General features: G+C 55.2%; 24 protein-coding genes and 2 tRNA genes. 2 read left to right on the top strand and 24 right to left on the bottom strand.

All coding sequences use genetic code 11. The features are described from left to right. Nucleotides 1–252: 252 nt before the first annotated feature. The 21 genes from AC2FIP_RS12980 to AC2FIP_RS12880 all read right to left on the bottom strand — a co-directional run bounded on the left by AC2FIP_RS12980 (nt 253) and on the right by AC2FIP_RS12880 (nt 17631). Nucleotides 253–2910, bottom strand: a complete 2658-nt coding sequence (locus AC2FIP_RS12980) for a DNA polymerase (protein ID WP_496786720.1) — start codon at nt 2908–2910, stop codon at nt 253–255. A gap of 376 nt (nt 2911–3286) precedes the next feature. Next, the gene (locus tag AC2FIP_RS12975; protein ID WP_496786719.1) at nt 3287–3940 is read right to left on the bottom strand and encodes a pYEATS domain-containing protein; all 654 of its coding nucleotides are present in this window, start codon (nt 3938–3940) and stop codon (nt 3287–3289) included. Nucleotides 3941–5262: 1322 nt separating this feature from the next. Then, nucleotides 5263–5631: a hypothetical protein gene (locus AC2FIP_RS12970; RefSeq protein WP_496786718.1), complete on the bottom strand. Its 369-nt coding sequence runs from the start codon at nt 5629–5631 to the stop codon at nt 5263–5265. 64 nt (nt 5632–5695) lie between these two features. Beyond that, nucleotides 5696–5959: a hypothetical protein gene (locus tag AC2FIP_RS12965; protein WP_496786717.1), complete on the bottom strand. Its 264-nt coding sequence runs from the start codon at nt 5957–5959 to the stop codon at nt 5696–5698. A 187-nt stretch (nt 5960–6146) separates the two neighbouring features. Then, nucleotides 6147–7217: a tyrosine-type recombinase/integrase gene (locus AC2FIP_RS12960; RefSeq protein ID WP_496786715.1), complete on the bottom strand. Its 1071-nt coding sequence runs from the start codon at nt 7215–7217 to the stop codon at nt 6147–6149. Between the two features lie 210 nt (nt 7218–7427). Continuing rightward, nucleotides 7428–7502, bottom strand: a tRNA-Phe gene (locus tag AC2FIP_RS12955). A gap of 79 nt (nt 7503–7581) precedes the next feature. Then, nucleotides 7582–7764 (bottom strand): DNA gyrase inhibitor YacG, encoded by a 183-nt coding sequence (locus AC2FIP_RS12950; protein ID WP_496749231.1) that lies wholly within the window; start codon nt 7762–7764, stop codon nt 7582–7584. Then, complete coding sequence (locus tag AC2FIP_RS12945; protein ID WP_496786714.1) at nt 7761–8783, bottom strand: ribonuclease E/G; 1023 nt, start codon at nt 8781–8783, stop codon at nt 7761–7763. The genes AC2FIP_RS12950 and AC2FIP_RS12945 overlap by 4 nt, the downstream gene beginning before the upstream one ends. Further along, nucleotides 8780–9358: a Maf family protein gene (locus tag AC2FIP_RS12940; RefSeq protein WP_496692242.1), complete on the bottom strand. Its 579-nt coding sequence runs from the start codon at nt 9356–9358 to the stop codon at nt 8780–8782. Before AC2FIP_RS12940 ends, AC2FIP_RS12945 begins: the two co-directional genes overlap by 4 nt. Before the next feature lie 10 nt (nt 9359–9368). Further along, nucleotides 9369–9587, bottom strand: a complete 219-nt coding sequence (infA, locus tag AC2FIP_RS12935; protein ID WP_005978431.1) for a translation initiation factor IF-1 — start codon at nt 9585–9587, stop codon at nt 9369–9371. A 91-nt stretch (nt 9588–9678) separates the two neighbouring features. Next, on the bottom strand, nt 9679–10554 hold the full coding sequence (locus AC2FIP_RS12930) for a carbon-nitrogen hydrolase family protein (protein WP_496786712.1): 876 nt from the start codon (nt 10552–10554) through the stop codon (nt 9679–9681). 367 nt (nt 10555–10921) lie between these two features. Further along, a complete protein-coding gene (locus tag AC2FIP_RS12925) occupies nt 10922–11521 on the bottom strand; it encodes a GNAT family N-acetyltransferase (RefSeq protein WP_496786711.1) in 600 nt (199 codons plus the stop codon). Continuing rightward, complete coding sequence (locus tag AC2FIP_RS12920; protein WP_496702220.1) at nt 11514–11912, bottom strand: ketosteroid isomerase-related protein; 399 nt, start codon at nt 11910–11912, stop codon at nt 11514–11516. Before AC2FIP_RS12920 ends, AC2FIP_RS12925 begins: the two co-directional genes overlap by 8 nt. Before the next feature lie 2 nt (nt 11913–11914). Further along, a complete protein-coding gene (locus tag AC2FIP_RS12915) occupies nt 11915–12367 on the bottom strand; it encodes an arsenate-mycothiol transferase ArsC (RefSeq protein ID WP_142639018.1) in 453 nt (150 codons plus the stop codon). A 3-nt stretch (nt 12368–12370) separates the two neighbouring features. Continuing rightward, a complete protein-coding gene (locus tag AC2FIP_RS12910) occupies nt 12371–12850 on the bottom strand; it encodes a UPF0262 family protein (RefSeq protein WP_142639020.1) in 480 nt (159 codons plus the stop codon). Nucleotides 12851–12936: 86 nt separating this feature from the next. Continuing rightward, nucleotides 12937–13734, bottom strand: a complete 798-nt coding sequence (locus tag AC2FIP_RS12905) for a hypothetical protein (RefSeq protein WP_496696804.1) — start codon at nt 13732–13734, stop codon at nt 12937–12939. A gap of 120 nt (nt 13735–13854) precedes the next feature. Next, nucleotides 13855–15156, bottom strand: coding sequence for a histidinol dehydrogenase (gene hisD / locus AC2FIP_RS12900; RefSeq protein WP_496786710.1), 1302 nt, complete (start codon nt 15154–15156; stop codon nt 13855–13857). A gap of 60 nt (nt 15157–15216) precedes the next feature. Next, the gene (locus AC2FIP_RS12895) at nt 15217–15738 is read right to left on the bottom strand and encodes a GNAT family N-acetyltransferase (RefSeq protein ID WP_496786709.1); all 522 of its coding nucleotides are present in this window, start codon (nt 15736–15738) and stop codon (nt 15217–15219) included. Then, the gene (locus AC2FIP_RS12890) at nt 15728–16204 is read right to left on the bottom strand and encodes a DUF2948 family protein (RefSeq protein WP_281973613.1); all 477 of its coding nucleotides are present in this window, start codon (nt 16202–16204) and stop codon (nt 15728–15730) included. The genes AC2FIP_RS12895 and AC2FIP_RS12890 overlap by 11 nt, the downstream gene beginning before the upstream one ends. Then, a complete protein-coding gene (gene murA, locus AC2FIP_RS12885) occupies nt 16201–17469 on the bottom strand; it encodes a UDP-N-acetylglucosamine 1-carboxyvinyltransferase (protein WP_281973612.1) in 1269 nt (422 codons plus the stop codon). Before murA ends, AC2FIP_RS12890 begins: the two co-directional genes overlap by 4 nt. A gap of 6 nt (nt 17470–17475) precedes the next feature. Next, the gene (locus AC2FIP_RS12880) at nt 17476–17631 is read right to left on the bottom strand and encodes a hypothetical protein (RefSeq protein ID WP_496696796.1); all 156 of its coding nucleotides are present in this window, start codon (nt 17629–17631) and stop codon (nt 17476–17478) included. 83 nt (nt 17632–17714) lie between these two features. On the opposite strand from AC2FIP_RS12880, the gene AC2FIP_RS12875 reads away from it, so the two are divergent. Next, a tRNA-Thr gene (locus tag AC2FIP_RS12875) sits at nt 17715–17789 on the top strand. Between the two features lie 646 nt (nt 17790–18435). Further along, nucleotides 18436–19404, top strand: coding sequence for an NAD(P)-dependent oxidoreductase (locus tag AC2FIP_RS12870; protein WP_496786707.1), 969 nt, complete (start codon nt 18436–18438; stop codon nt 19402–19404). 72 nt (nt 19405–19476) lie between these two features. Here AC2FIP_RS12870 and AC2FIP_RS12865 read toward each other — a convergent pair whose 3' ends face one another. The 3 genes from AC2FIP_RS12865 to cphA are packed head-to-tail and all read right to left on the bottom strand — an operon-like array spanning nt 19477 to nt 24259. Continuing rightward, on the bottom strand, nt 19477–19662 hold the full coding sequence (locus AC2FIP_RS12865) for a hypothetical protein (RefSeq protein ID WP_496749239.1): 186 nt from the start codon (nt 19660–19662) through the stop codon (nt 19477–19479). Between the two features lie 44 nt (nt 19663–19706). Next, nucleotides 19707–21449 (bottom strand): Mur ligase family protein, encoded by a 1743-nt coding sequence (locus AC2FIP_RS12860; protein ID WP_496786705.1) that lies wholly within the window; start codon nt 21447–21449, stop codon nt 19707–19709. A gap of 14 nt (nt 21450–21463) precedes the next feature. Then, nucleotides 21464–24259 carry a cyanophycin synthetase gene (gene cphA / locus AC2FIP_RS12855; RefSeq protein ID WP_496786704.1) on the bottom strand — a complete coding sequence of 932 codons (2796 nt, stop codon included), beginning with the start codon at nt 24257–24259 and terminating at the stop codon, nt 21464–21466. Nucleotides 24260–24261: the final 2 nt, after the last annotated feature.

Below are 24261 nucleotides of genomic sequence, written 5' to 3'. Positions count from 1 at the left end.
TCAGACTGCGGAATTTTGCTCCGCGACGGTCAGATCATCCGACCGATTCCGTGGGTATTTTGCCTCCGGGATTCACAAAAGCAGAATTGAAGGGTAGAGGTCATAAAAATTGAGAAGGTTGGCGAGCATAAATCAAACCCCAAGTTATATTGTGCAAAGCACAGCATTGTATTAGCGGCCCAATCCGAAGCCATCAGTCTTACATTTGGCATCACCTCCCAGCACATTCCACCACTTTGACCAAGTTGCTATTTAGACCTTGCATTTGGACCGAACGTGCAAGGTCATGTCAGCGTCTTCTACTGCCAGATCGAACGCAGCTTTCGGCGTCAGGAATTGCTCAACATCCAATTCGGGAAACAGTTTCAGCCTGATGCTTCTCAATACAGCAACGGATTGTGCCGTTCGCGGCACCTGATGCGGTACAAACGCCTTTTTCTTTCGGGCATTATCCACATCCGTTTTAGCACAGGGGATGCCAAAACCATCATTTAGAATTTCCGCCAGTTGCTGCGCTCTGAGCTTGTAGGTCGGGAATATCTTCTTGTTCCCCATTGCGTGCGGTTTAAGCTCATGCGTACCCGCTTTCCGCAGCTTGTGCGCTATGATCAGGTCCCGGCGCAGGCGCTTCAGGACACCATCTTCTTTGGCAATGTAAGCCCCAGCCGGACCTTGAGCGGCCAGCTTGCCCTCAAAGTACAAAGCCCATGCTTGGTAGTCGCCCACTGACTTCAGACAATGCCCAGCCTGCTTGTTGTAGTCTGCCCAGATCGCCCGTGTGGTGTTGAACTGATCTACCGTGTCCCACGGCTGTGTCGAGAAAGCCAAATGGGTGCGACACTGCCCGTCTTTGGTCGTCACGGTCACATCACCAGACGTCTCCGGTCGTCGCTTCCAGTCGAACTCCATCGACAGCCGCTTAGTCATCGTCTTGTCCACGAAGTCCATACCCTGTTCGTACATTTCCCGGATGCCAGCACCCATCGTGACGGTCATCGTGTCGGTAGGCTTACGGTCAAAGAACAGATCAACAATTTTGTCATTCTGCTCTGCCTTCGACAGAATGGCATCCAGTTTGATACCACCCTTGGCCAGCACAACCCGCTCATCCTCTTTGGGCACTATACCTGTTCCATTCCAATCGGTCGCCTCAGATGGGCGCAACGTCGCCTGCCCCCGTGTACGCCAGCCAACAGGCTGACCAATGATGTGTTTGACCTCATAGATGCCCCATTGCGCGGCCAATCCAATTCGGGAGTTCAGGTACTTCCGACCCAGCGTTCCTTGGGCGGCTACTTTCATTTGTTTATCCGTGGCCGTGGTCAGAAAGCCATCGGTCGTGACACTGAAGATTTGCACGTCCCGAGGCAGAGCGTTCATGATCTCGCTGAGCACACCCCGGCAGAAGGCCGTAATGAAAGCGGCATAAACCGGATTTGTGATTGGGCTGGGTTCCAGACGTTTGGTTTCGGCATCCCGCAAATCGTATATCCGGCGCTCCCGAAGACCCTGAGCCGTCTTGCCGTATGTGGAATTGACCAGTTCCTTCCAGAACAGATTGTGCAGGGTCTTCTTCGGATGTTTGGCACGTTCTTCTATGCAATGACGGGCAAACTTCAAAAACGGTTTCTCCGCAGGGCCATATTCCCTGCCGCCACCCTCTCTGCGACTGAAGACACGGTCAGAGTCGATCCGCCGCCCCTCCACCAGTTCGATCTTTGCACCTAATTGCTTAGCCAATAGGATTTCACTGATATGGGTGGTGCTGTTGCCCTTGCGGGGGAACAACAAACCATTCTCCGTGCGCACTGGCAGAACCGGGTAGCGAACGTCTTCCGGGAATTCAAAATTTACATTCGCAAAGGCCAGGTCTTCGACAGTCAATCCACCGCCAAGCAGTTCGTCGGTGCTGGTGATATGCGTGATCGTATCCCAATCCGGTTCTCCGATAAGCGCCATTGCCGTTGGATACGCACTGGTCAGATCGTAGTCATACCAGACACCCTCCGGTGCGGGACCAAACCAAAACTGCTCATTGCGGCCCCCGTGATAACACTCAGTAAAGAAATCCTCGCTCCAGAACAGTTTTTGAACCGTCTTGGCTTCAGTCTTTGTCACATAGCGACTGCTTTTGTTGCTCCAATACTTCTCAGTCACTTTCTCCTTCCCGACGATTTTCAGCGGATCGAGCCCTTGGGACAGCCAGTGCTTCTGAATGAGATCAACACCAATTGAGGTCAGCGTGACAGGCAGCTTGAACTTACCCGTTTTCTCAAAATAAAGCCGGATCATGAGAACTGTGTATTGAGCACAGACCTCTGCATCCCGAATAGCATAGGCTCTGAACAGCGGCCAATTGGTGTCCAGCAGGTCGGCCATGTTTTCTTTGTAATATTGCTCCAGCTTGGGATCGTCGGACAGCTTCATCTTCTCAAAGCCTAAGATTTCCCCCAGCTTGGCAAGGCTTTTGGCTCCTGCGGGGGCCAGAGCAATCGTGTCCCGGATTTTGACATGCAGGCTGATTGGTTTGAGATTTTCTCCCCGCTTCAACTTGACCACTATTTTGTCGCTGACATTCATGAACAGGTTGCGGACATTCTCCAAGTTCATGGCCTTCCGGAACTTCTCGTCTTTGAAGTCGGAAAACCCCGGCACATCCGCTCGGGTGAAGTGAGCAACCAGATAAACGTCCGCCGGCACTCTCAGGTTGGGATGCCGGGTAAAACCATCCCGCAGCGCATGTTCTACAAACTCGGCCAAGGTCAGCCGGTCGTCGTCGGTTGGCCCTTTTGGCAACACAATACCTGACCAGTGCTGTTCATTACCTGCGTTGTCCGGTGTGATGACATGACAACTATACTGGTAGGACAGCACCTGATTGCGAACCTCAGCCAGATCATCTGCATTCACAAAGGCTTCCCGCTGGTACTCGGTGTCAAAGCCGATGACGAGGTAACGAATGTGCCGGGAACTTGGTCTGTTCTTGGGATAAAACTGATCAGGCCGAAAAGTGAGTTTGGCTTGCATGGGACCCCGAGTTCAGATCAAAATGCTGGAAGGTGTAACGATGCCATAGCGGCAAAAATGGTAAATGTTAATCCCTCATACCCATATGGCACTTTTACTATTTCTTTGATGTCGATTGCGTGGCGATCGCGTCGCGCCGGAAGGAAGGTCTAACGCTGCAAAACAAAATCCGTTTGCAATTCTAGCACCTTGCGCCTCAACAAACTTTCACACTTGAGCATACCAGAGGGTAGGAGAAAACTTGGAAGCAATTTTTTTTCTAGTGCTTCCCCATCTCAAAATCTATGTACCGCTCGAGCATGATCGTTTCAGCGGGTTTGTCGTCCTGTGCTTTCAGATGAACTTTACATACACACAAGAATGGCCCGTAGGCAGATGTTCGAAGTCCGACAAGTCCATCTCTTGGAGTTTCGGTAAAGATCTTGTTGCCCCAGTAGCGGCCCAAAAAGAAATCAACTCTATCAATGTCGCTAATAGAGTGGCCATCATGCCGCTTCACAAGAATATAGATGTCATACTTTTGACCGTCCTTAACAGATGGACTCAAAACATGCACAAGAAATAGGCCTTTGTGCGCTTTGTAGACACCTTCTCGATATCGGCTCCATTGCCCTTTTGACGCGGGTTGTTCTACCTCTGTAGTTTCTTCTGCACCGACATCTTCAATTTGTTCAGCATTTGACGCCACCGCTTGATCCAACTTCTCAAGCTCAGCACGCCGTTCGAGCGACAGCCAAGGTGTCGAGAAGTCGTCTCCACTGCTGACCCGATTCACAATAATTTGAGCAAGCTGTTTGACAGGCTCACGAAGCATCACCAAACCTGCTACTGCAACTCCAGCCCAAATAACGGTTTGAACAATTGGGCTTAGAGAAATGTAAAAATCTATCCAGTTCGTTTCAACGTCAGACATCGTATGCTTTCCAAAATACGTTTTCATTATCAGAAAAAGACGAAAGGAATAATACACTGGTTGCAGCCAGCGCAAAGCACTTCGATATAACGACACATCGCCGGTATTCTAGAAGCTCGTTCAGAATAAGTTTCTGGTATCTAGGATTCGAAATTGTCACCTGTGTTTAGCTCCCAGTGCAGCTAATTGCATGGGACCCCAAGTTCAGATCAAGATGCTGGAACGTGCCACGCTGCCATAGCGATAAAAATGGTAATTGTTAATCCCTCACACCCATACAGAACAATTACTATTTTTCGGCTTCAACCCGCACACATGGTCGTGGGAGATTTTGCCCCAATCCCAGCATGACAGGGGACATTTTCCCGAATTTGCGCTGATCCCAAACTAATCACGAATTCACGACCAAGTTTCGACCTGCGCCCCCTAAATAGACCATACGCAGATACACACCGCACACGACAACACATTGAACACAGCTCGTAGCTCTCTTGCATCAGGACCGCGATGCAAACCACATATAGAAAGCCCGAAGCGTCATGCGATCAGAAGGTAATTTCCGCCGGATGGTGACGAACCGAATTCAGTAGGCCAGCAGACATGACGTCATCGAATAGTAGGGTCAGGAAACAGCGAAAGCGGGGGAAGGATGAAAGCCCCCATGAGAGAGCCAGAGCAAAATAATTGTCATCACGAGACGGGGAAGTGCCGTCGCCGAGCTAGTCAAGTTGCCGTTCACGCAAAGCTAGCATATCGGTCCGCTGTTTAAGCAGCACGTAGGCTGAGACCGGATAACCGCCAGCCGTGCTTTGGAAAGCAATCGTGTGTGGATGGTATGACAGAACCAACGGGTTCGTCGGACTTCTCCTCAACGGATAGGAGAAGTATATCCAAAATCCAAATTGAACCTCAAAAGGAAAAACATTCGCGAAGCGAATGTCTTGCGAAGCAAGCGATTGATCAATCATTGCAAGAAGATAGCTACCTGCTTCACTGCGTGAAGTGCTTCGCATATGCTAGCTTGTTTCAACCGGTTGGTTGGGCTGGCCGGGGTAAGTATTTGGTCCCATGGCGTTCGATCTGGTGGCTGTCAGGATCATGATGGAATGATGTTTTCCATCCACTGCTACCATCCAATAGTCATCGTCACCCATTGCCACCATTCAGCTACCGCTTGGCTAACCAACTTCACTTCGTGAAGTGCTTCGCATGGCTTTGGTGTTGTCACTCGTGGATTGGGCCACATGGAAAGCAAAAAGTCCCGTAGCACTCCAATTGAACGCCAACGGGACCATTTGAATGTTCAGAGCAACAGGCAGATGTCACTTTCCGAACCGGCTGCGGATTGCTGTTGCAGCCGTCTCAAGGACCGCATCCAGCTTGCCGTCACTCGTGAGGGTTTTTAGCTTTTCGAGGTTTTGCACCACGTCTTCAGCATCCGTGCATTTGATTGCCGATAGACCCGGAGCCAGTTCGAGAGACGCTTTGCCATACCTCGGCGAGATGAACCAATCCCCTTTGCTCGACTGCCAGACCCAAGTGCTTTTGGCCGGGTTGCAGGCTTCCTCCGCCGCCATTCCTGACAACTGCTTGTCGATGGCAGAGATGAATTTCTGACGACGCTGATGGGACGGCTGCGTGGTTTTGGGCTTTTCCGCCGCTTCCAGATTGAATTGCTTTTCAAGTGCCATTGGGATCTCCTTTGCTACCCCAGCGGCGTCCCTCGGCTCACGAATGCAGACAACGGATTTATCGTCACCTAATACTCTTTGGAATATTGATCCCTAATTCCCGATGGGCCTGCTCTAAGCTATCCTGAAGTTCACTAGCCTGGAGGAAGAGTTCCTCCTGACGTTCGAACAGTTCGTCAAATCGTTTTTGACCAGCCTGCGCTTTGGCGGCTTGAGCCAGCTGCTCTGCAAGAACAGACTGTCTTCGGCTGTTTTTAGCAACAGCCAACCATAACGCTTCAAGCATTTGAGCATTTGCCGGGCGCTTTGAATCGAATAATTTAGTCATACTTAACCTCACAAATTAGACTTCCACTCTGGATGAAACCTTTGTGTAAAAACAGCATTACTTATCGAAACAGAAGAAATTACAAATGCTGTGTCCAGCATTCAAAAGCAATGCAGCCTAACTTCCAAAACTGGTCAATTGTCGATTTGGTTCACTTATAAAATTATGCACATAAAAGCTTCACACCTCACTCCCTGTGCTGCAAGTTCTCGATGAGTTCCTTCGTGGGAGCCATGTTCTTCAGATAGAACCGCTCCAACTGATCCACAGACGTGCCAGCATTCGTGGCAAGGGTGTGGAGGTTGACCTTGCCATTCGACCCTCTGAGCCGTGCTTGGATCGCATAATGGCGAAGTGAATACGGTGACAGCTTCCGGTCCTCATCCAGCAGATCGGCCTTCTCCAAGATGTGGTTGAAGATACGGCGGGCCGTATTGATGGCCGTTCGCCGGTTTGGATATTCCGGCATCCAGACATAGCCGTTCCTGTCAGGGCCACTCTCGTCGAACGGGTTCAAGGTGGCATGGTAAAGCGGCACAGCCAGAGGCATCGTGACGCTGACACGGCCCCCGGTCTTGCCGCCCCTCACATTCATTTCCAGATGCGCCGGATCGCCCTTGGCCTGGATGTCCTTATGCTTGAGCCCGAACAACTCACCCTCGGTCGGACGAAGGAACGTATGGACCACAAACCGAAACATCTTGGCATGATGACCGGTGATCTCGACGCCACGAACTTTGTCTCTCCGCTTCACACATTTCCCAGCAGCCTTCATGAACCGCTTGTATTCATCATCGCTGAACGTGTGCCGGGGTGTGTCGACGGTCTTTTGCTTTGGCATCACCGGCAGCACATCCAGCAGACCGTCCTCGACTGCCAGTGTCAGGACTTTGCGGATGATGATGGTGTGCTTGGCCTTGGTTGACTCAGCCAACCGCTTTGGCCGGTTCTCGTCCAGATGAATCAAGTAATCCCTAACCATCCCCGTGGTGATCTTGCTGACATCGTACTTTCCGAAGTAGCAGATCAGCCCGTCCTTGGATCGGTTCAGCAGTTTGTTATCACCATCCGACCACTTGGACTTGCCCTTCTGCACCCCCATCAGCTTTTTAGCGTAGTGCTCAAAGCTGGTGCCTTTCTTCTTGGCATGGTCACTGTTGGCCTTGCTGCGGAACGTGTCAGCAAACTCATAAGCCACTTCAATCGCTTCGAGTCGTGATTCTTCCTTGGAAGACCGATGAATGTATTTTCCTGCCATCGGGTCTCTAAATCGGAAATACCAATAAGGGCTGCGGCCTGTACGATAGATCGCCAGACCCTTTCGGAGGTGTTTCAGCTTGGAGATTTGGTTTTTTGAATCTTTGGCCAAGGTCAGCCCGTCGGAGGAGTGTATAACTGTGTAAAACTTTTACGGCGGAAAATCCGAACTCTCAACGTTCAAAATTTCTCAACTACTTCAGTGATTTAATGGTGCCCGGGGGCGGAATCGAACCACCGACACGAGGATTTTCAATCCACTGCTCTACCCCTGAGCTACCCGGGCACGGAAACGGCTTTTGCCGTTGGGTGGAGGCGTTCTATGACTTGCTACTGGCAGTGTCCAGAGGCTTTTTTACATTTTTTCAATGTGGGCGCGGCATCTCAGTTTCCGATGAAGAAACATCCTGTTCAGCGTCTTCTTCACGCTGTGAAGGAACCGCGTAAGACCCGTTCAGCCATTTGGCCAAATCAATGTCTGCACAGCGTTTGGAGCAAAAAGGACGGAATTGAGACACGGTAGCTGCGTGGCAGATCGGGCAGCTCATTTCAGCACCTCTTCCAAGGAAATCCGACCGCGTTTGCGTTGCAATTCATAGTGACCCAAGGGGGTCCATCCGGCCAGAATCGTCTCGATCGGATCGGACTTGAATGCAGATCGCAAAACGGCTTCGAAACCGCGCCGGTCTTTCTTGGGCATCGGAGCGAGATCGAGCGTGATCTGCCCCCCCAATCCGCGTACACGCAATGCACGCGGCAGTGCTTTGGCGCAGGCGAAATTGGCCTTGGTTCCGGCGGCCATCGAGGTGTCTGAACCCGTATTTACATCTACGGCCACCAGGGCGCGGGTGGGCTGGATATAGAAGTGTCCGCCCCCGGCCAATGGTTCTGATATTCCGCCCGCCTGATCCAATGCATCCAGGACACCATGCGCCTCAAAGGCGCCGGGCTCGGTGACGACCTCGGCCGGGTCGGTCCAGTCGCGCCAGGCCAAAACATGCGGCCCATCACCTGCGAGCAGAACCTCAGGCTCGGTACCGGGATCGTTCATCACAGCATCGGCATGAGCCAGCATGACGCCGATATCTTCAGCAATCTCTTCGGCGTTCTCGCCCTGACAGCAGGACCGCAGGATCAACCCGTGTTCGCTGCCCGCCATCGCCTCATGTGCAATTTCCAGCAAGCGGTCGCGTTCATCCTCATCCCGGATACTGCGCGAGATATTCAGGCCAGGCGCATCCGGTGTGACAATCGCAAAGCGGCTTTTAAACAACACGCGATCCGTCACCGGCAGCGCCTTTCCGGGTTCGACAAAACCGGTCACCTGGACCAGCTTGAGCTCTCCGGGGGCTAATCCTTTGACCTGTCGCAAAAAGGCCTGGCCGTCCGGCGTAGCCAGAAACATCCCACCCTGCCCCTTGACCGGGCGATCCGCCCGCGCCCGGTAGATAGTACCGGGTGCCGGGGCTTCGGAAGCAATCAGGAAATCGTCAAGCTTTCCGTCCACCATCAACGCCGCTGCCTCGCGGTTGTTGATGTGGTCTAAAACGATGGTACGCCCCTTCATAGTGCCTCGCGATACAAAGGATAGCCGATGCCCTGCAGCAAAGCGGCAGTCTCGGATAATGGTAGTCCCACGATGCCGGTAAATGAGCCGGAAATCCATGGGATGAACGCCCCTGCAGGCCCCTGGATTGCATATGCACCGGCTTTGCCTTGCCAGTCACCGGTTGCCAGATAGGCATTGATCTCAACATCCGACAGGCGCTTGACCTTGACCTGAGACACTACATCGCGTTGCGATATGCGGTCTCCGCGCCGAACCGCAACCGAGGTAATCACCCGGTGCCGCCGTCCAGACAGAGCGTGCAGAAACTCGGCCGCCTGACCTGCATCTTCAGGCTTTCCCAAGATGCGCCGACCCAGCGCGACCGTGGTGTCCGCACAAAGTGTGACATCATCGCTTTCGGCGGGAACTGCTTGCACTTTGGCGCGTGTGATCCGGTGGCAATAAGGCACCGGCAACTCACCCTTCAAAGGCGTTTCGTCAATGTCAGGGGCACGGATCGCGTCGGGCTGTACGCCAAGCTGCGCCAGCAGGTCCAGCCGCCTTGGGCTGCCCGATCCAAGAATAAACGCCATGTGTGGGGCGTTACTTAAAGCGATAGTTGATCCGACCTTTGGTCAGATCGTAGGGGGTCATCTCGACTTGAACTTTGTCGCCAGCCAGAACACGGATGCGGTTCTTGCGCATCTTGCCTGCCGTATGTGCGATGATCTCATGGCCGTTTTCCAGCTCGACCCGAAACGTCGCATTAGGCAGGAGTTCCTTCACGACACCGGGAAATTCGAGCGTATCTTCCTTGGCCATGTTGTCTCCATAATTACGTTGCACCCGCAGAATCTACGGGGATGTGCGCCTAAATGAGCCTATTTGGGGCTTATTTCAAGGGCGTATTCACCTAAAGAGAGGATATTGTGACTGTTTCGACTCGACCGCACTGCTCGTCCCAATGGGCGCGGTTCAACACATGGCCATCCCGGCGCACATTGGCGATCGTAGTCAAGTCGACGTCGGCATAGGTCCAGCCAGGTTGGTTCAGCGCTCCCTCTGCTAACACTCCGGTCGCGGGAAAACCCTTGTCAGGTGGACCAAAAATACCGCCCGTTCCTGTATTCATATCCACCGCATCGGACCATTCGTTTTTGCCCACGAGAGACGCCATGACCGTAACACATTGGTTTTCCAGCGCACGCGACATAGCCCCGATGCGGACACGCCAGTATCCTGCCAACGCCTCGGTGCATGAGGGAACCAGGATTATATCCGCCTCACTTAGGGCTCTGCCCAGCAGGGGGAATTCACTGTCATAGCAGATCAGGATTCCGATTTTTCCAAGTGGGGTATCAAACAATTTCAGTGGTCCGCCCGGCGCGATATCCCAGTCTTCGCGTTCAAAGCGGGTCATGATCTGTTTGTCCTGATGGTCAAACGTCCCGTTCGGAGCGTAGAGCACAGCCCGGTTTACCGGACGGCCTGACCCGTCAATCACCGGAGCGGATGCGCCCAGGATGTAGGTCTCATGTTCTTGAGCCAGACGCGAATGCAGGGCCTGCACGTCCCCCATCCGATCTGAAACAGCACGGATCGAGCGTTCCAGATCACCCGCTACTTCGGCCCCGTCCAGCGTCGACAATTCCATCGCGCCATATTCAGGGAAAACCAGTAGTTCAGCCCCCTGCCCTGCGGCATCCGAGACCCAGCGGGCCAGCTTATCTTCATACTGCGCCCAGTTTTCGAGCCAGTCGAGGTTATAGGCGGCGGTGGCAGCTTTCATGGAGTAACTTTCATTGCGCTGGTTTGGCGAACACTAGTTGAGGGCGCCCTGAAAAGTACAGGAACATATGCGCATATACCGGCCCTGCAAGGGATTGTGAGTTAGCATCTCAAGCCTGAAATGGCTAAATAAGATTAGGAGAGTTGCGATGCAAAACCGGGAAAGTTTCGAAAAGTTCTATTACACAAAGGTTGGCATGGGAGAAGCCTGCGGTTGCGCCGAACGGATTATCGACGTGTACGAATTCAACCGAACGGGTGGAGCGCTATCAAAATCAACTCCGAGACAGCAAAGGCGGAAACGCCGGTCAATCAGGGCTTGGGCCGTAAAATACGGCCTTCTTGGGCGCAAACGTCAGCCATAAAATCTAAGCCGTGATATCCCTGATCCAAAACTGCAACGGCTTCAGCGTCTCGCCTTCTTCGCCGACATCCTTCCACGAAAACTGCGCGACAGCGCCGGGCAACGGCTCATACTTCCGCGCGTTCCAAAAAGCATCCAGCGGGCGGTAGGCATCAGGCCGCATCGGGTGATCGGTCGTGCGTTGCACACCGCAAAAGGCGCATTTGGTGAAGCCAAAGCTGCGCGCATGGGCTTCGCGCAAGTCAAAGAATTTATGTCCCACGCCCTGCCTGCGATAGTTGGGCAGCAAGACGGATTCGGCGCAGTAGAAGATCTGGGACAAATCCAGCCCAGAGCCATCGAAGGCCGCCGCGAAATCGGCGGCATGGTCGACTAGCGGGGCGCCGGTCGATGCGCCGATCAGACGATCCCCGTCAAAGGCACCAACAACGATGGCTCTGTCGCTGTCACGGTAGGATTGCAGGTATTTCCGCTCGTATTCCAGATCGCCGTCATAAAGATACGGCCATGCCCGAAACACCTCGATCCGCAAGCGAGCGACATCATCCAGAGCTGCCTCAAGCGCCGCCCCGGTCAAGGCGCGAACGCCTGTGACCTCAGCCATTCGAGACCTGCTTGGTCCAGTCGGCCAGGTTGTAATAGGTGGTGACCCGCGTGATCTTGCCATCCTTCAGGTCAAAGAACGACCCGGCTGGTAGGCGGTAGGTCTGCCCGTGTGCTTTGGGCAGGCCTTCATCCGTCTCAAGATAGGTGCCGTTCACGATGAATTCAGCGGCGGCACGGGTACCGCCCTCGGCCGCGAACACAACGATATCGGTGAGGTTCTCGCGATAGCAGCGGTTCATGTGGTCACAAAAAGCTGCGAATTTCTCTTTGCCCACTCGTATCTGGCCTTCGTTCACATGATGGGCCACATCGTCGGACAAACAGGCCAGCATGCCGGTTACGTCCCCGGCGTTGAAGGCTTCGAAATAGGTTTTGACGGTTTCGTTCATGGTCACTCCGTTGGTTCGCCCCAGCGGTCCTTCAGATGCTGAATGATCTGATCGCGGGTCTGTCGGTAGTGATGTAACTTTTCCTCGCGGCTTTCGCCCAGCCCGGTAGGGTCCATTATTGGCCAATAATCGACATCCAGATGAAAAACCCGCGTCAAATCCAGCGCACGGCGCTGGCTGGCCGGCGACAGCGCTACAATCAGATCGAACGAGCTGAGGTCGTCGCCCCATTCCTGCATTTCATCAAACGACCGGGACCGGTGACGTGAAAGCTCGACGTCGATTTCATGACAGACCGAAATGCAAAAGCCATCGATCTCAAGATCGTTGTGCACCCCGGCGGATTGCACATAGGTGCCGGTGCCATAAAACTTCTTCATGATGCCTTCGGCCATCGGAGATCGGACCGAATTGTGGTCGCAACAGAACAAGATGGACTGCGGCAGAGACGTCACCCGTCACCCCCCGAAATGCAATACGCAGATCAACGTAAACAGGCGACGGGCTGTGTCTGAATCAACTTCGGCCTTGCCTTCCAGACGTTCCTGCAACACCCGACTGCCTTCATTATGGATACCGCGCCGGGCCATGTCGATGGTTTCGATCTGGCTGGGCGGCAAAGTCTTTACGGCGTCGAAATAGCTTTCACAGATCTGGAAGTAGTCCTTGACCACCTGCCTGAATGGTCCAAGGGACAGATGGAACTCGGCCGCTTTTTCTTCGGCTTCGGTGGCAATGTCGAAGACCAAACGCTTGTCACGGATCGAGAGCTGCACATGATACGGCCCTTCCGGAACCACACGATCATCGCGTTTGGGCAGCGCGAAAGCGTTATCCTCAAGCAGATCATAGATTGCCACCTTGCGCTCCTGCTCGATCTCGGGAGTCGGCGGGGGCAAGTTTCTATCATCAAGTTCGATGTGCGAAATTCGGGTCATGGTCGTTTGGTCCGTTCAGGTCGGGACAGACTTATCCCAATGGAAATAAATGGGCAACGCAGTGACGGCCCGTCCGACGAAAATCGTCAAAGCGGGTGTTCGGACGGATCTATTCCGTGTTTGCGCAACAGCGTATCGACCAGTGAACCAGAGTTGATTTGGCGGCCAAGAAAGATCTTTCGGAACCAGGATCCAAAAAAATGGACAGACATCTGTTGGTCCCACTTCAGAAAATCCAATTTGGAAAGGTCGGGATCATTCCAAAGGCCGCGATATCGCAATGGGATAGGATAGAGGACCGACCTGTGCACAGCCATCTCATGCTCTGGTGTGCCATAAAGAAAGTGAAACAGCATGGGCGGACCAAAGCTGAAAATTGGCAGGCTCCAATAGGTCGACCCGTTGAACATCTGGCGGTAGGTTTCCTTATGCTCTTGTGTCCACCATGGTGGCACCAGATCGCTGTCAAAAGCATATTTGCACATGGCCTGCAGCCCCGGACTGTCGCTGGGCAACGCAAGTACACCGTTCATGATCCGTTGTTTCTTGCGGTTCGCATTCGGAAAAAGATACCCGTTCTTTGTCTCGAATGGCCGGACCGCATAAGCATCCGCATCGGCCCAGATATAGTCGGTTTTTTGCATCAACTGCAGACGGAAAAGATCTGCATGAACGGCCACGGATCGGGTTATCGGATCGCGGTAGATCTCGGGAGTATCATAAATTTCGCGGGCATCGCGCGGCTCGATATAATCCGGAATGTCTTCAAGATCGCCATAGTGATAGACGATTGGCTTCTGGTCGACATCGGCGAAGGACTTCAGGCACAGATGTTCCAAAAAGCTAAAGCGCTTACCGATCCAGAGGGTCGCCACACGTTCCAAATCAACCTCCTTTAGATCCGGTCGCACATAAAGAGCGCCGCAATTTGCCCCTTGATTTCAAGCCCTATCGGGGAAAATCGGATTAGGTAATTGCAGGTGTGACCCTCTGACCATAGGTGATCAACCGTTCAATCGTTTCAACCGTGCGGTCACGGACAGCCCGTGCGCCTCGAGGCTTTCCGACTGTGCAAGTTGCTCTGCCGCTGGCCCGATTGCCCGCAGGGCTTCGGGTGTCATCTGGCTGAGCGTCGTGCGTTTCAGGAAATCCATCACACTCAGACCGGAAGAAAAACGCGCCGACCGAGCGGTGGGTAGGACGTGATTAGGCCCACCAACATAATCCCCGATTGCCTCGGGCGTGTACTGACCAAGAAAGATTGCACCTGCGTGAATTGTCTTTTCGCTCAAAGCGACGGGATCTGCGACGCATAGCTCAAGGTGTTCCGGGGCAATTCGGTTCGACAGAGAGGCTGCCTCATCCAGACTGCCCACAGTGATCACCGCACCAAAATCGCGCCAGCTGGCACCGGCAATCGCCCGGCGCTGCAGAGTTTCAAGACGTTTGTCTACGGCTTGCGCCACAGCCCGCCCAAATTCAGCACTATCCGTGATCAGGATCGACTGAGCACTTTCGTCATGCTCAGCCTGGCTGAGCAGGTCCAGCGCGATCCAATCCGGATCGTTATCCTTGTCGGCAATGACCAGAATCTCGGACGGGCCCGCAATCATGTCGATGCCGACCTTGCCAAAGACACGGCGCTTGGCCGCGGCGACAAAGGCGTTTCCGGGGCCTGTGATCTTGTCCACCGCTGCGATGGTATCTGTTCCATAGGCCAGTGCCGCAATCGCCTGCGCCCCGCCGATGCGATAGACCGTAGTCACGCCTGACAGGCTTGCGGCCAAAAGGACCAGAGGGTTCGCCTGACCGTCTGGGGTGGGCACGGCGATGGCCAGACGCTCGACCCCTGCGACATTGGCCGGGATCGCGTTCATCAGAACCGACGACGGATACGAGGCCAGCCCTCCCGGCACATACAGCCCCGCCGCAGACACTGCGGACCAGCGCCAGCCAAGGGTCGCCCCGGCCTCATCCGTCCATTGGTGATCGGCGGGCATCTGTTTCTCGTGATAGGCCCGGATGCGTTCGGCTGCCAGTTCGAGCGCCTGACGATCCGCGTCCGAGACCTGCGCAATGGCGGCGTCGATTTCCTCTGCCGAAAAGGCCAGCGTATCCGGTGTCAGCTCTAACCGGTCGAATTTGGCCGTCAGTTCGATTACCGCCTCATCCCCACGGACCCGCACATCGTCAATTATCTGCGCTACGATGGCATCAACATCCGGGCTGTCTTCGCGCTTGGCCGACAGCAGGGTTTGAAAAGCGGCTTCAAACTCGGGCGACGTGGTGTCTAGAAAAACGGGCATGATCTGGCACTCCGTGGCGTTTCACCGGGTCATATCGCCGGGATGGGCTGTCCTCAACCCTCAGTCCACCGGGCGCAGCGATTTGCGCATGCCAAAACAGGATATGCTGTTGCGCTCAGAGCACCCTCCGGTGGGCTCCCAGCCGTGTCGGATATAAAAATCTCGAGCCGTCCGCGTTCCTTGAAGCAGCGCTTGAGAACATCCGGCAGCGATCAGTTGCTCTTCCAGTCGCATCAGTAATGCGCTTCCAACCCCATGACCGATATGAGCCGGGTCGATATAAAGCAGCGTAATTTCGCCGTCCTCTCGCAAGCCGCCAACTGCCGCAACCTGTCCCGTGCGTTCGGCCAACCATATCTGCGATCCGGTCTTGATCCAGCTCCGGATCGTTTCCGGGTCCTTGTTGGCCGTCCATTCCGCGATGGCCTTCGGATCATCGCCATGATCCGCCCGGCACAGCTGCGTGATCGAACGGATCAGTACGCGGCTTAAATCAAAGACATCAAACACGGTCGCGCGGCGCAACATCAGACCAGCGGGTGGTTCTGAGAAGGCCTGCGCGATACCGCGCTTATTCTGCATGATGCGGTGCTTGCCCCGACGGCGCCTGATACGGGCGGGTCACATCCTTGAGCGTGACGTCTATTGCCTCGACCGATAGACGGATCGCGCCATCACCAGCCAATGTCAGCAAAATCTGACCCGCGCCGTCTTCGCCGGGTTCAAAATCGACCGAAAGCAAGGACATCACCAAATCCTTCTCGCTACGGTCGATACCCTGGCTGGCCACGGTTAGAACGGAAGCGAACACCAGCACAGACTGCACCCTTTCGAATGGACGGCCCCGGCGCGTGGCCGCATCCTTGTCCTCCCAGCGGAAACGGTTCAGCAACAGGCCAAAGCGGCGCTGCGACGGGTGCCAGGTCATTTCGGATACTGGGAACACCGCATCCTGTGTCAAAGTCGAGATCACTTGAAGGTCATCCCCATCCTCTGCACCCAGATTCAGTGGAGCCTCACGCCCATCGTGGAAACTTGCGTCTGTCATTGGTCTTTGATCCGTTCAATTTTGGCGCCCACGCCTTCCAACTTGCGCACAACATGCTCATACCCACGATCCAGATGATAGACCCTGCTGACAGTTGTTTCACCTTCAGCAGCCAGCCCCGCCAGTATCAGCGAGACCGAAGCGCGCAGATCTGTCGCCATAACCGGTGCGCCCTTCAGACGTTCGACACCAGTCACGGTTGCCGTGCCACCGTGCACTTCGATATTCGCGCCCATCCGCACCAATTCGGGGGCGTGCATGAAACGGTTCTCGAAAATGCGTTCTTCGAGCACCGAGGTACCTTCGGCCGTGCACATCAGCGCCATCATCTGGGCCTGCAGGTCGGTCGGAAAACCCGGGAACGGCTCGGTCACGACATCCACGGCTTTGACGCGCCCGTTCTTTCGGGCGACCAAAAGACCGTTTGCTGTTTCCGAGACATTCACGCCCGCCGCATCCAGTTTCCCGGCAAATGATTCCACCAGAGACATCCGCCCGCCCAACAGTTCGACTTCTCCACCGCAGATCGCCGGCGCCAGCATATAGGTGCCCAGCTCGATCCGGTCAGTCACAACCTGATGGGTGGCACCATGTAACCGGTCTACGCCCTGAATTTCGATGGTCGGCGTGCCTTCACCAGAAATCTGAGCACCCATCTTCCGCAGACACTCGACCAAATCGACGATTTCAGGTTCGCGCGCCGCGTTCTTCAGAACCGTTGTGCCTTTGGCCAGCGTGGCCGCCATGACAATGTTCTCGGTCGCGCCCACGGATGCAAATCGCATCTCATGCACGGCACCTTTCAACCCGCCCACAGCTTTGGCATGCAGATACCCGTCCTTAAGCTCAATCTCAGCCCCCAGCGCCTCGAGCCCTTCGACGTGCAGATCCATCGGACGCGCGCCGATTGCACAGCCCCCGGGCAGCGAAACGACGGCCTGCCCAAACCGCGCCAGCAAAGGACCCAGCACAAGGTTTGACGCGCGCATCTTTCGCACGATGTCATAGTCCGCCGTCTGACTGGTTAGGTCGTGGCTGGACATAGCGATCACCTGACCATCCTGCAATGACGACACCTCGGCCCCCAAGGACTGCAGCAAAGCCGTCATCGTCTTGATGTCGCTCAGCCGAGGCGCATTGGTCAGCGTCAGCGGTTCTTCGCTGAGCAAGGTCGCCGGCATCAGCGTCAGACACGCGTTTTTTGCCCCTGCAATCGGTATCTGACCTTTAAGCGGCCCGTTGCCTGTCACCAGAATCGAATCCATCTGCTCTTATCCCTCGTCTTTGTCGGCTTTGCCGTTCTGGGTTGCCCGCGCCTTAGCCTGCGCCTTACGCCGCGCCATATTCGCCTTGAGCGCCGCTTTCAGCCGCTCTTCGCGCACATCGCCGGATCTGCCGTGTTTTTTAGGTGTATTTTTATCTGCCATAACCTTTCTCTACAGGAGGCGAAAAAAACCGTCCAGACACCCTTGCGCCGCGTTTCGTTTGAGTCTAATCACCCGCCCACAGCGCTGCTGTAGCTCAGAGGTAGAGCACTCCCTTGGTAAGGGAGAGGTCGAGAGTTCAATTCTCTCCAGCAGCACCATCTCATCTTTGCACCTCTGGTTTTCTTTGAAGCTCCGAAACGGGTGGGCAAATGACGTTGAGATATGCCTTGTTTCGGCAATATCGCACTGGCTCCGCCGAAGCTGACCTACGTAGCCGACCATGTACAGCTAGGCTGCCGCAAGTTTTGTCCTGACCATCTCTCGCATATCCCTAATCCGGGGCAAACTGTCCACGCAGCCAAGCTTTGAACAGGTCGACATCGATATGCGAAACGTTCAAATGTCGGGCCGCTGCCTCGAAGCTGCGTAACCAACTATGGGTATTGGGTTTGATCTAATCTAGAGACAAATAATTTTTGTGGTAGATAGCCTGTTTTATCATTTTCACTTGCGGCTCAGGTCGCGATACAAGTTTTTGAATTGTCTCAAATCCGAACAGGGAATCTGGACTTGATCAAACCAGACGTCTCATCGACGAAAGTCAGGATTGCCGCATTCGTGGCCAATCCGGCGCTTGGCTTCGACTTCGTGGCAAACGCGGCCGGTCCTGGCGTTATTGCAGGTTCCAACGTCGTTCATCAGACAAAGGGGTCGGTGGCACCTTGTTCTCGGGAATCGCTTATCGACCGCTCACCTAGCGGATCTTTTTGTTTGGATTTTTCGTACACTCGGAAGGAATAGAAGATGAAAGTAGGGTTCATTGGACTTGGTAATGTCGGCGGAAAGCTTTCAGGCAGCCTGTTGCGGAACGGAATCGACCTGACGGTTCTTGATCTAAACCGCGACCTGATGGAAGCGGCGGCGGACAAGGGTGCCAAGTTGGCGGAAAATGCCGCAGCATTGATGCGTGATTGCGATGTCGTCATCACCTGCCTACCCTCGCCTGCCGCCTCGGACGCTGTCATGCAGGAGATGCTGCCAGAGGTGAAAGAAGGCAAGATCTGGCTGGAGATGTCTACCACTGACCAAGCTGAAGCCGAACGCCTTGGCGGTATCGTCATCGCCGCCGGTGGTGCCGCAGTCGATTGCCCGGTATCTGGCGGTTGCCACCGCGCCGACACTGGTAATATCTCGATCTTTGCTGGCTGTGACCGCTCAACGTTCGAGCGAGTTCTGCCGTTGCTGAAGACCATGGGACGACGTATCCTGCATACCGGTGAGCTTGGCAGCGCCTCGATGCTCAAGGTACTTACCAATTATCTGGCCACCGTCCATCTGGTCGCCAATGCCGAAGCGTTGGTGACGGCGAAGGCTGCAGGTATGGACCTGAACACAGCCTACGAGGCGATCAAAATTTCGTCTGGTAACAGCTTTTCCCATGTTACCGAAAGCCAGGTAATCCTGAACGGTTCGCGCGATATCTCATTCACCATGGATCTGGTGAAAAAAGATGTGGGCCTGTTCCAAAGTATTGCCGAACGAAACAATGTGCCGCTGGAAGTCTCTCCCTTGATTTGCCAGATTTTTGACGACGGCATTGCACGCTATGGCGATCGCGAGCTATCGCCCAACATTATCCGTCGGTTAGAGGACGCCACCGGTCTTTCCATCCTTGCCCCCGGCTTCCCTGCGGAAATGGCGGATGACGAACCAGAAGAGCCTGGATACGAGGTGATCCCGCAGGGTTCGTCGCACGTCTCAGCCGGCAGCTAGAGCCCGTTTCGGCAGCCACGAGCAAGTTGAGGGCAGGTATCATACCTGCCCCAACGGCCAATGATCAGGGGCTCAATGCCCTTTGAACGGCGTCGCACCAGCTAACTCGGCCTCGAATTGCGGGACAGTATGATGCAATGCGCAAAGCAAAAAATCCGAGGATGAGGCGGATATACGATAGGGACGACGGTCCGACAGGGCAGTATTGATATTGGGTGAGGGCGTCGGATGTGGGCTGCCGACCGCCCAAAAACTCATTTCCTAACACGCCCTCTCTGTGATCCCGACACGCGCCTCTGTTCTTACCCGTCGAGCATAGCGAGAACAGCGTCACGATCGGACAGAACCAGCAGCAAAGCGATATCATCCGGTTGTAGCTTTTCGAGTATCATTGATGCGGCTTGTGTGGGCGAAGCGGCTCTGAGTATTTGTTCTGCACCATACCCATGTTCCAACGCTGTCCTTTCGATCAGATCAGAAATTTCCCCCGACTCGCGGCCTCTTAGATACCCTTCCAACTCGGTTGCGACGACCACGTCGGGTTGGAAATTCAGCGCTGTCGCGGTTACGTCCCGGATATCCTGATCCGATCTGTCCCCCGCATGGCTGAGCATGATGAAACGCCGTTTTGCTGGCAAGCTCGACAGCGCATCGCAAACGGCGGAAATCGAATGCGGGTTATGTGCAAAATCCACAAAGACCCGTGCCCCGTTGTATCGGAACTCGTTGCAACGGCCTGGATTATCCTTGGCGTCTGGCTTGAACCCGGCCAACCCATCCCGAGCCGCCTGAACGGGCAAGTCCAGCGCCAAAGCTAGGCACAAGGCCGCTAGCGCGTTCAGGATATTGTATTTCGCAGCGCCGCCCATGGTCAGGGGGACATCGGAAACTGCGATCACCACCTGTTCCACCGCACCGTCGAAAAACACGATATCACCCTGCCGCACATAGGCGCAGCACCTGTCTGCATCGCGCGCCTGGCGGATCAGGTCGTTCTGCGCGTCCAGCGAAAACCACCAGATATTCGCCGAGGTATTCTCCGCCTCGGCACGGACAAAGTCGTCATCGGCATTCAGGGCCAACACGCCCCCTTCGGCCAATGTTCGATGTACGGCGAATTTGGCCTGGGCCAGTTCCGGAACCGTGTTGACCCCGTATTGGCCCAGATGGTCGTTGGCCACATTGGTGACAGCCGCCGCCGTGGCGGCGCGGGTCGGCAGACCCCGGCGCAGGATGCCCCCACGGGCGACTTCAAGGCAGGCAACCTCCAGCCTTTTATCGCGCAGCAACATCCGCCCGCCGCCGGGGCCGGAGTAATCGCCACGGTCCAGTATATCATCGCCCACGCGGACAAACTCGGTCGAGGTTAGCCCAGCGATCTTGCCCGAAGCGCGCGCGATAGCCTCAAGCAGCCGGGTCGTAGTGGTCTTGCCGTTGGTTCCGGTGATGAACGCGACCGGGATATCATGCAGCGCAGACCAGTCCACCTCACCCGGGGTGGGCAGCCCATCAACAGGCCAAGTCTGACTGCCTGTACCATGCCCGATCGACACCTCGTCATCATCGCAAAGGATATCCACGCCATGCGCCTCAGCCGCGGCGATCAAGGCGATCAGTGCGGGATTGGCTTCCATTTCCATGACGCCTTTGACATCCGCAACCATCTGATCGAAATCTCCGGGCTCGGATGCCAGCAGTTCTGCAGCACAGAAATGCCAGGCGGTTTGCGCTGCGAATATCCCGGAATAGAGCTGATCCATCGGTGCCGAGATCGCCAGATTGACGCCGCCCGTAAAGGTACGGTGGATCAGACCCTGCCCCTGCCCCTGCCAGCCCAGTGCGTCCAGAACCCGGTGCGCATGCTTCTCCCACAAGTCGGTGATCTGCGTCGCGTCGATATCAGTGAAGAAAACATCCATCACAGCGCCGGGTCGGTTCCATAGCAGGCCCGGCCCGGTCAGACGCCGGGCGTCATCCACCTGAATATAGTCAACGGTCGCGCTTTCTATTGACAGCGCGGTCTCAAGCTCTTCGATCCGGTCCATTCCGGTGCCTCCGCTCAATCCGCGTCTTCGCTGATTTCACGGGCAAGACGCACGCCACGCTCATCCCGGATCAGGTTCTGGTCGCCTTCGAACATATCTTCGAACGAGGTTTCGGCGGGGGCTGCCACAGGTGCGACCTCGGGTTCTTCGCCATCAGAATTGAAATAGATGATCTGTTTCCAGCAGCGCGTTGTGTCATCACCAAAGATCACCAACAGATCGCCCTGTCCGGCCTGTTCCAACGCGGCACTGACCGCTTCGACTTCGTCGGGGATGACCGTGATGGCTGCGGCATCCACGCCGTTGTCGATCAGGGCTTGACGCATCATCTGCGGCACCTCGTCATGCCCGCGTCCGCGACGGCGGTCATCTGCCTTGCAGATGAAATGATCAAAATGTCCGGCCAGGGCGGCGGCCCCATCGACAATATCTTCGTCGCGCCGGTCGCCAGGCATCGCTACCACGCACAGCCTGCGGCCCTTGATCTCTAACTGATCGGCCAGTGCCGCCATCGCTTTCAGCGCGGCGGGGTTATGGCCATAATCGAGGATCACCTTGAAGGGATGTTCGTCATAGACATTCATCCGTCCAGGTGCCTGAAAATAGCTGGTGTCGAAGGTGCGCAGCCCATGACGGATATTATCCAGATCCACGCCGAAACTATAGGCCATCGCGGCGGCGAACATCGCATTCTGGACGTTGAAAATCGCCTTGCCTTCCAACGTCGCCGGGATCAGATGCGACCACAGAACCGGGATATGAAGCCCATTGTCATAGATGGTCAGCATGTCACCATTCATGCCTTTTTCAAGCACGATAGCCTTGCCGCCGGCCTTGATATGTTCCTTGACCAGACTGTGCGCTGGATTGGTCGTGACATAGAAAATCTGATCCGCTTGGGCGTAGTCGGCCATTTTCAGACAGTTGATGTCATCGGCATTCAGCACTGCAGTATCCACAGCGCTTTCAACCACCACGCGCTTGACAACGGCCAGCTCCTCGACCGTGTTTATGCCGCCGAGACCCAGATGATCGGCCGAGACATTCAGACACGCCGCCACGTTCGACCGCTGATAGCCCAAACCGGACCGCACAAGCCCGCCGCGTGCGGTTTCCATCACTGCAAAATCGACCGCCGGATCACGCAGGACGATCTGCGCGGATTTCGGTCCCGTCATGTCGCCCTTAACGCTTAGTTTACCGTCCACATAAACGCCATCGGTCGAGGTCATGCCAACGGTCTTGCTGCTGGTTTTCATAATATGCCCCAGCATCCGCGAGGTCGTCGTCTTGCCGTTGGTGCCTGTGATCGCCGCAATCGGGATGCGGGTTTCTTCGGTGGCTGGGAACAACATGTCGATCACTCTGCCCGCCACGTCGCGAGGCTGACCTTCGGAGGGCGCCACGTGCATCCGAAAGCCCGGGGCGGCGTTCACCTCGACTATAGCTCCGCCAATATCCTTGTAGGATTTGGTGATGTCGTCGATCAGAAAGTCCACACCTCCCACATCCAATCCAACCGCCATTATGGCGCGTTCGGCCATGTCACGATTGTCAGGATGCACCACATCCGTCAGATCAATCGCTGTCCCCCCCGTCGACAGATTTGCCGTTGAACGGAGATAGAAAATCTCGCCTTCCGACAGCACGGTTTCTTCGGTCACGCCCGCATTCTCCATCAGGCGTTTGGCCTGATTGTCGATTTCCAGCATCGTCAGCACTTTCTCGTGTCCGATGCCACGGCGCGGATCCTGGTTCACGATGTCAACCAGTTCGGCAATCGTGTGTGTGCCGTCGCCAACGACATGTCCGGGGACACGCTTGGCCACCGCAACCAGTTTGTTGTTCACAACCAGCATTCGGTGGTCAAAACCGGTGATGAAGCTTTCCACCAGAATGGCCCTGCTGCGAGAATGTTCCTTGGCTTCGGCAAAACCGGCCTCGACCTCGGACTCTGAATTCAGATTGATCGAAACACCGCGCCCATGATTGGCGTCGAGCGGCTTGACGACGACAGGAAACCCAATACGTCCCGCTGCTTTTGCCGCCTCGCGCGCCGAATAGACCATGCGCTGCTGTGGTACCGGCAGGCCCAGATCGTTCAGCAGATTGTGGGTATCTTCCTTGTCGCAGGAAATCTCGACCGAGATATGTTTGGTCTCGGAGGTGATGGTCGCCTGAATGCGTTTCTGGTATTTGCCATGCCCGAACTGCACCAGCGAGCCGGAATTCAGCCGGATCCAGGGGATGTCCCGTTCTTGTGCCGCCTTGACCAACGAGCCGGTCGAGGGGCCAAATTCTTTGCGCTGCGCCCGCAGCACAAAGCTGCGTAACTCATCATCCCAGTTGAAATCCGGATCAAAATCGTAATCCACCTGGTCCTTGAGGGAGTGTGGCAACAGATGCATTAGCAGACGCATCGCCAGCTTGCCCGCATCCAGTCCGACATCGCGCTGGCGGTATTCATAGACCATGTTGTACTGGCCGGGTTCGCCAGTGCCGCGCGTTCGGCCAAAAGTCACATCCGTACCAGCTACGTTCTGCACCTCGATAGCGCAATGTTCCAGCACATGACCCAGCCAGGTGCCTTCATCTTCGCGCAGGCGGCGGATGAACCCGCCGGGTTCGCGATAGGAACAGCCATGTTCTGCTAAACCGGGAAGTGCAGCGACCAGAGCGTCGATAAATTCCGAACCAATTTTTGCCGAAGGCCATTCTTCCAGAATACCCAGATCGATAACGTGGCGAATAACCGGAAAACTTGCCCAAACATTCGGGCCGACAAAGACGTTGGTCGAAATTATTTTCATGA

Source organism: Ruegeria sp. CDSB114, from assembly GCF_059611025.1.
The sequence above is the reverse complement of the archived record's forward strand: the minus strand, read 5'-3'. Positions and strand labels throughout refer to the sequence as shown.

What these genes read in the sequence shown, in the direction of transcription:
- AC2FIP_RS12975 (WP_496786719.1), bottom strand. Translation starts at nt 3,940, where the DNA reads ATGTCTGACGTTGAAACGAACTGGATAGATTTTTACATTTCTCTAAGC.
- AC2FIP_RS12970 (WP_496786718.1), bottom strand. Translation starts at nt 5,631, where the DNA reads ATGGCACTTGAAAAGCAATTCAATCTGGAAGCGGCGGAAAAGCCCAAA.
- AC2FIP_RS12965 (WP_496786717.1), bottom strand. Translation starts at nt 5,959, where the DNA reads ATGACTAAATTATTCGATTCAAAGCGCCCGGCAAATGCTCAAATGCTT.
- AC2FIP_RS12960 (WP_496786715.1), bottom strand. Translation starts at nt 7,217, where the DNA reads ATGGCAGGAAAATACATTCATCGGTCTTCCAAGGAAGAATCACGACTC.
- AC2FIP_RS12950 (WP_496749231.1), bottom strand. Translation starts at nt 7,764, where the DNA reads ATGAGCTGCCCGATCTGCCACGCAGCTACCGTGTCTCAATTCCGTCCT.
- AC2FIP_RS12945 (WP_496786714.1), bottom strand. Translation starts at nt 8,783, where the DNA reads ATGAAGGGGCGTACCATCGTTTTAGACCACATCAACAACCGCGAGGCA.
- AC2FIP_RS12940 (WP_496692242.1), bottom strand. Translation starts at nt 9,358, where the DNA reads ATGGCGTTTATTCTTGGATCGGGCAGCCCAAGGCGGCTGGACCTGCTG.
- infA (WP_005978431.1), bottom strand. Translation starts at nt 9,587, where the DNA reads ATGGCCAAGGAAGATACGCTCGAATTTCCCGGTGTCGTGAAGGAACTC.
- AC2FIP_RS12930 (WP_496786712.1), bottom strand. Translation starts at nt 10,554, where the DNA reads ATGAAAGCTGCCACCGCCGCCTATAACCTCGACTGGCTCGAAAACTGG.
- AC2FIP_RS12925 (WP_496786711.1), bottom strand. Translation starts at nt 11,521, where the DNA reads ATGGCTGAGGTCACAGGCGTTCGCGCCTTGACCGGGGCGGCGCTTGAG.
- AC2FIP_RS12920 (WP_496702220.1), bottom strand. Translation starts at nt 11,912, where the DNA reads ATGAACGAAACCGTCAAAACCTATTTCGAAGCCTTCAACGCCGGGGAC.
- AC2FIP_RS12910 (WP_142639020.1), bottom strand. Translation starts at nt 12,850, where the DNA reads ATGACCCGAATTTCGCACATCGAACTTGATGATAGAAACTTGCCCCCG.
- hisD (WP_496786710.1), bottom strand. Translation starts at nt 15,156, where the DNA reads ATGCCCGTTTTTCTAGACACCACGTCGCCCGAGTTTGAAGCCGCTTTT.
- AC2FIP_RS12895 (WP_496786709.1), bottom strand. Translation starts at nt 15,738, where the DNA reads ATGCAGAATAAGCGCGGTATCGCGCAGGCCTTCTCAGAACCACCCGCT.
- AC2FIP_RS12890 (WP_281973613.1), bottom strand. Translation starts at nt 16,204, where the DNA reads ATGACAGACGCAAGTTTCCACGATGGGCGTGAGGCTCCACTGAATCTG.
- murA (WP_281973612.1), bottom strand. Translation starts at nt 17,469, where the DNA reads ATGGATTCGATTCTGGTGACAGGCAACGGGCCGCTTAAAGGTCAGATA.
- AC2FIP_RS12880 (WP_496696796.1), bottom strand. Translation starts at nt 17,631, where the DNA reads ATGGCAGATAAAAATACACCTAAAAAACACGGCAGATCCGGCGATGTG.
- AC2FIP_RS12870 (WP_496786707.1), top strand. Translation starts at nt 18,436, where the DNA reads ATGAAAGTAGGGTTCATTGGACTTGGTAATGTCGGCGGAAAGCTTTCA.
- AC2FIP_RS12865 (WP_496749239.1), bottom strand. Translation starts at nt 19,662, where the DNA reads ATGAGTTTTTGGGCGGTCGGCAGCCCACATCCGACGCCCTCACCCAAT.
- AC2FIP_RS12860 (WP_496786705.1), bottom strand. Translation starts at nt 21,449, where the DNA reads ATGGACCGGATCGAAGAGCTTGAGACCGCGCTGTCAATAGAAAGCGCG.
- cphA (WP_496786704.1), bottom strand. Translation starts at nt 24,259, where the DNA reads ATGAAAATAATTTCGACCAACGTCTTTGTCGGCCCGAATGTTTGGGCA.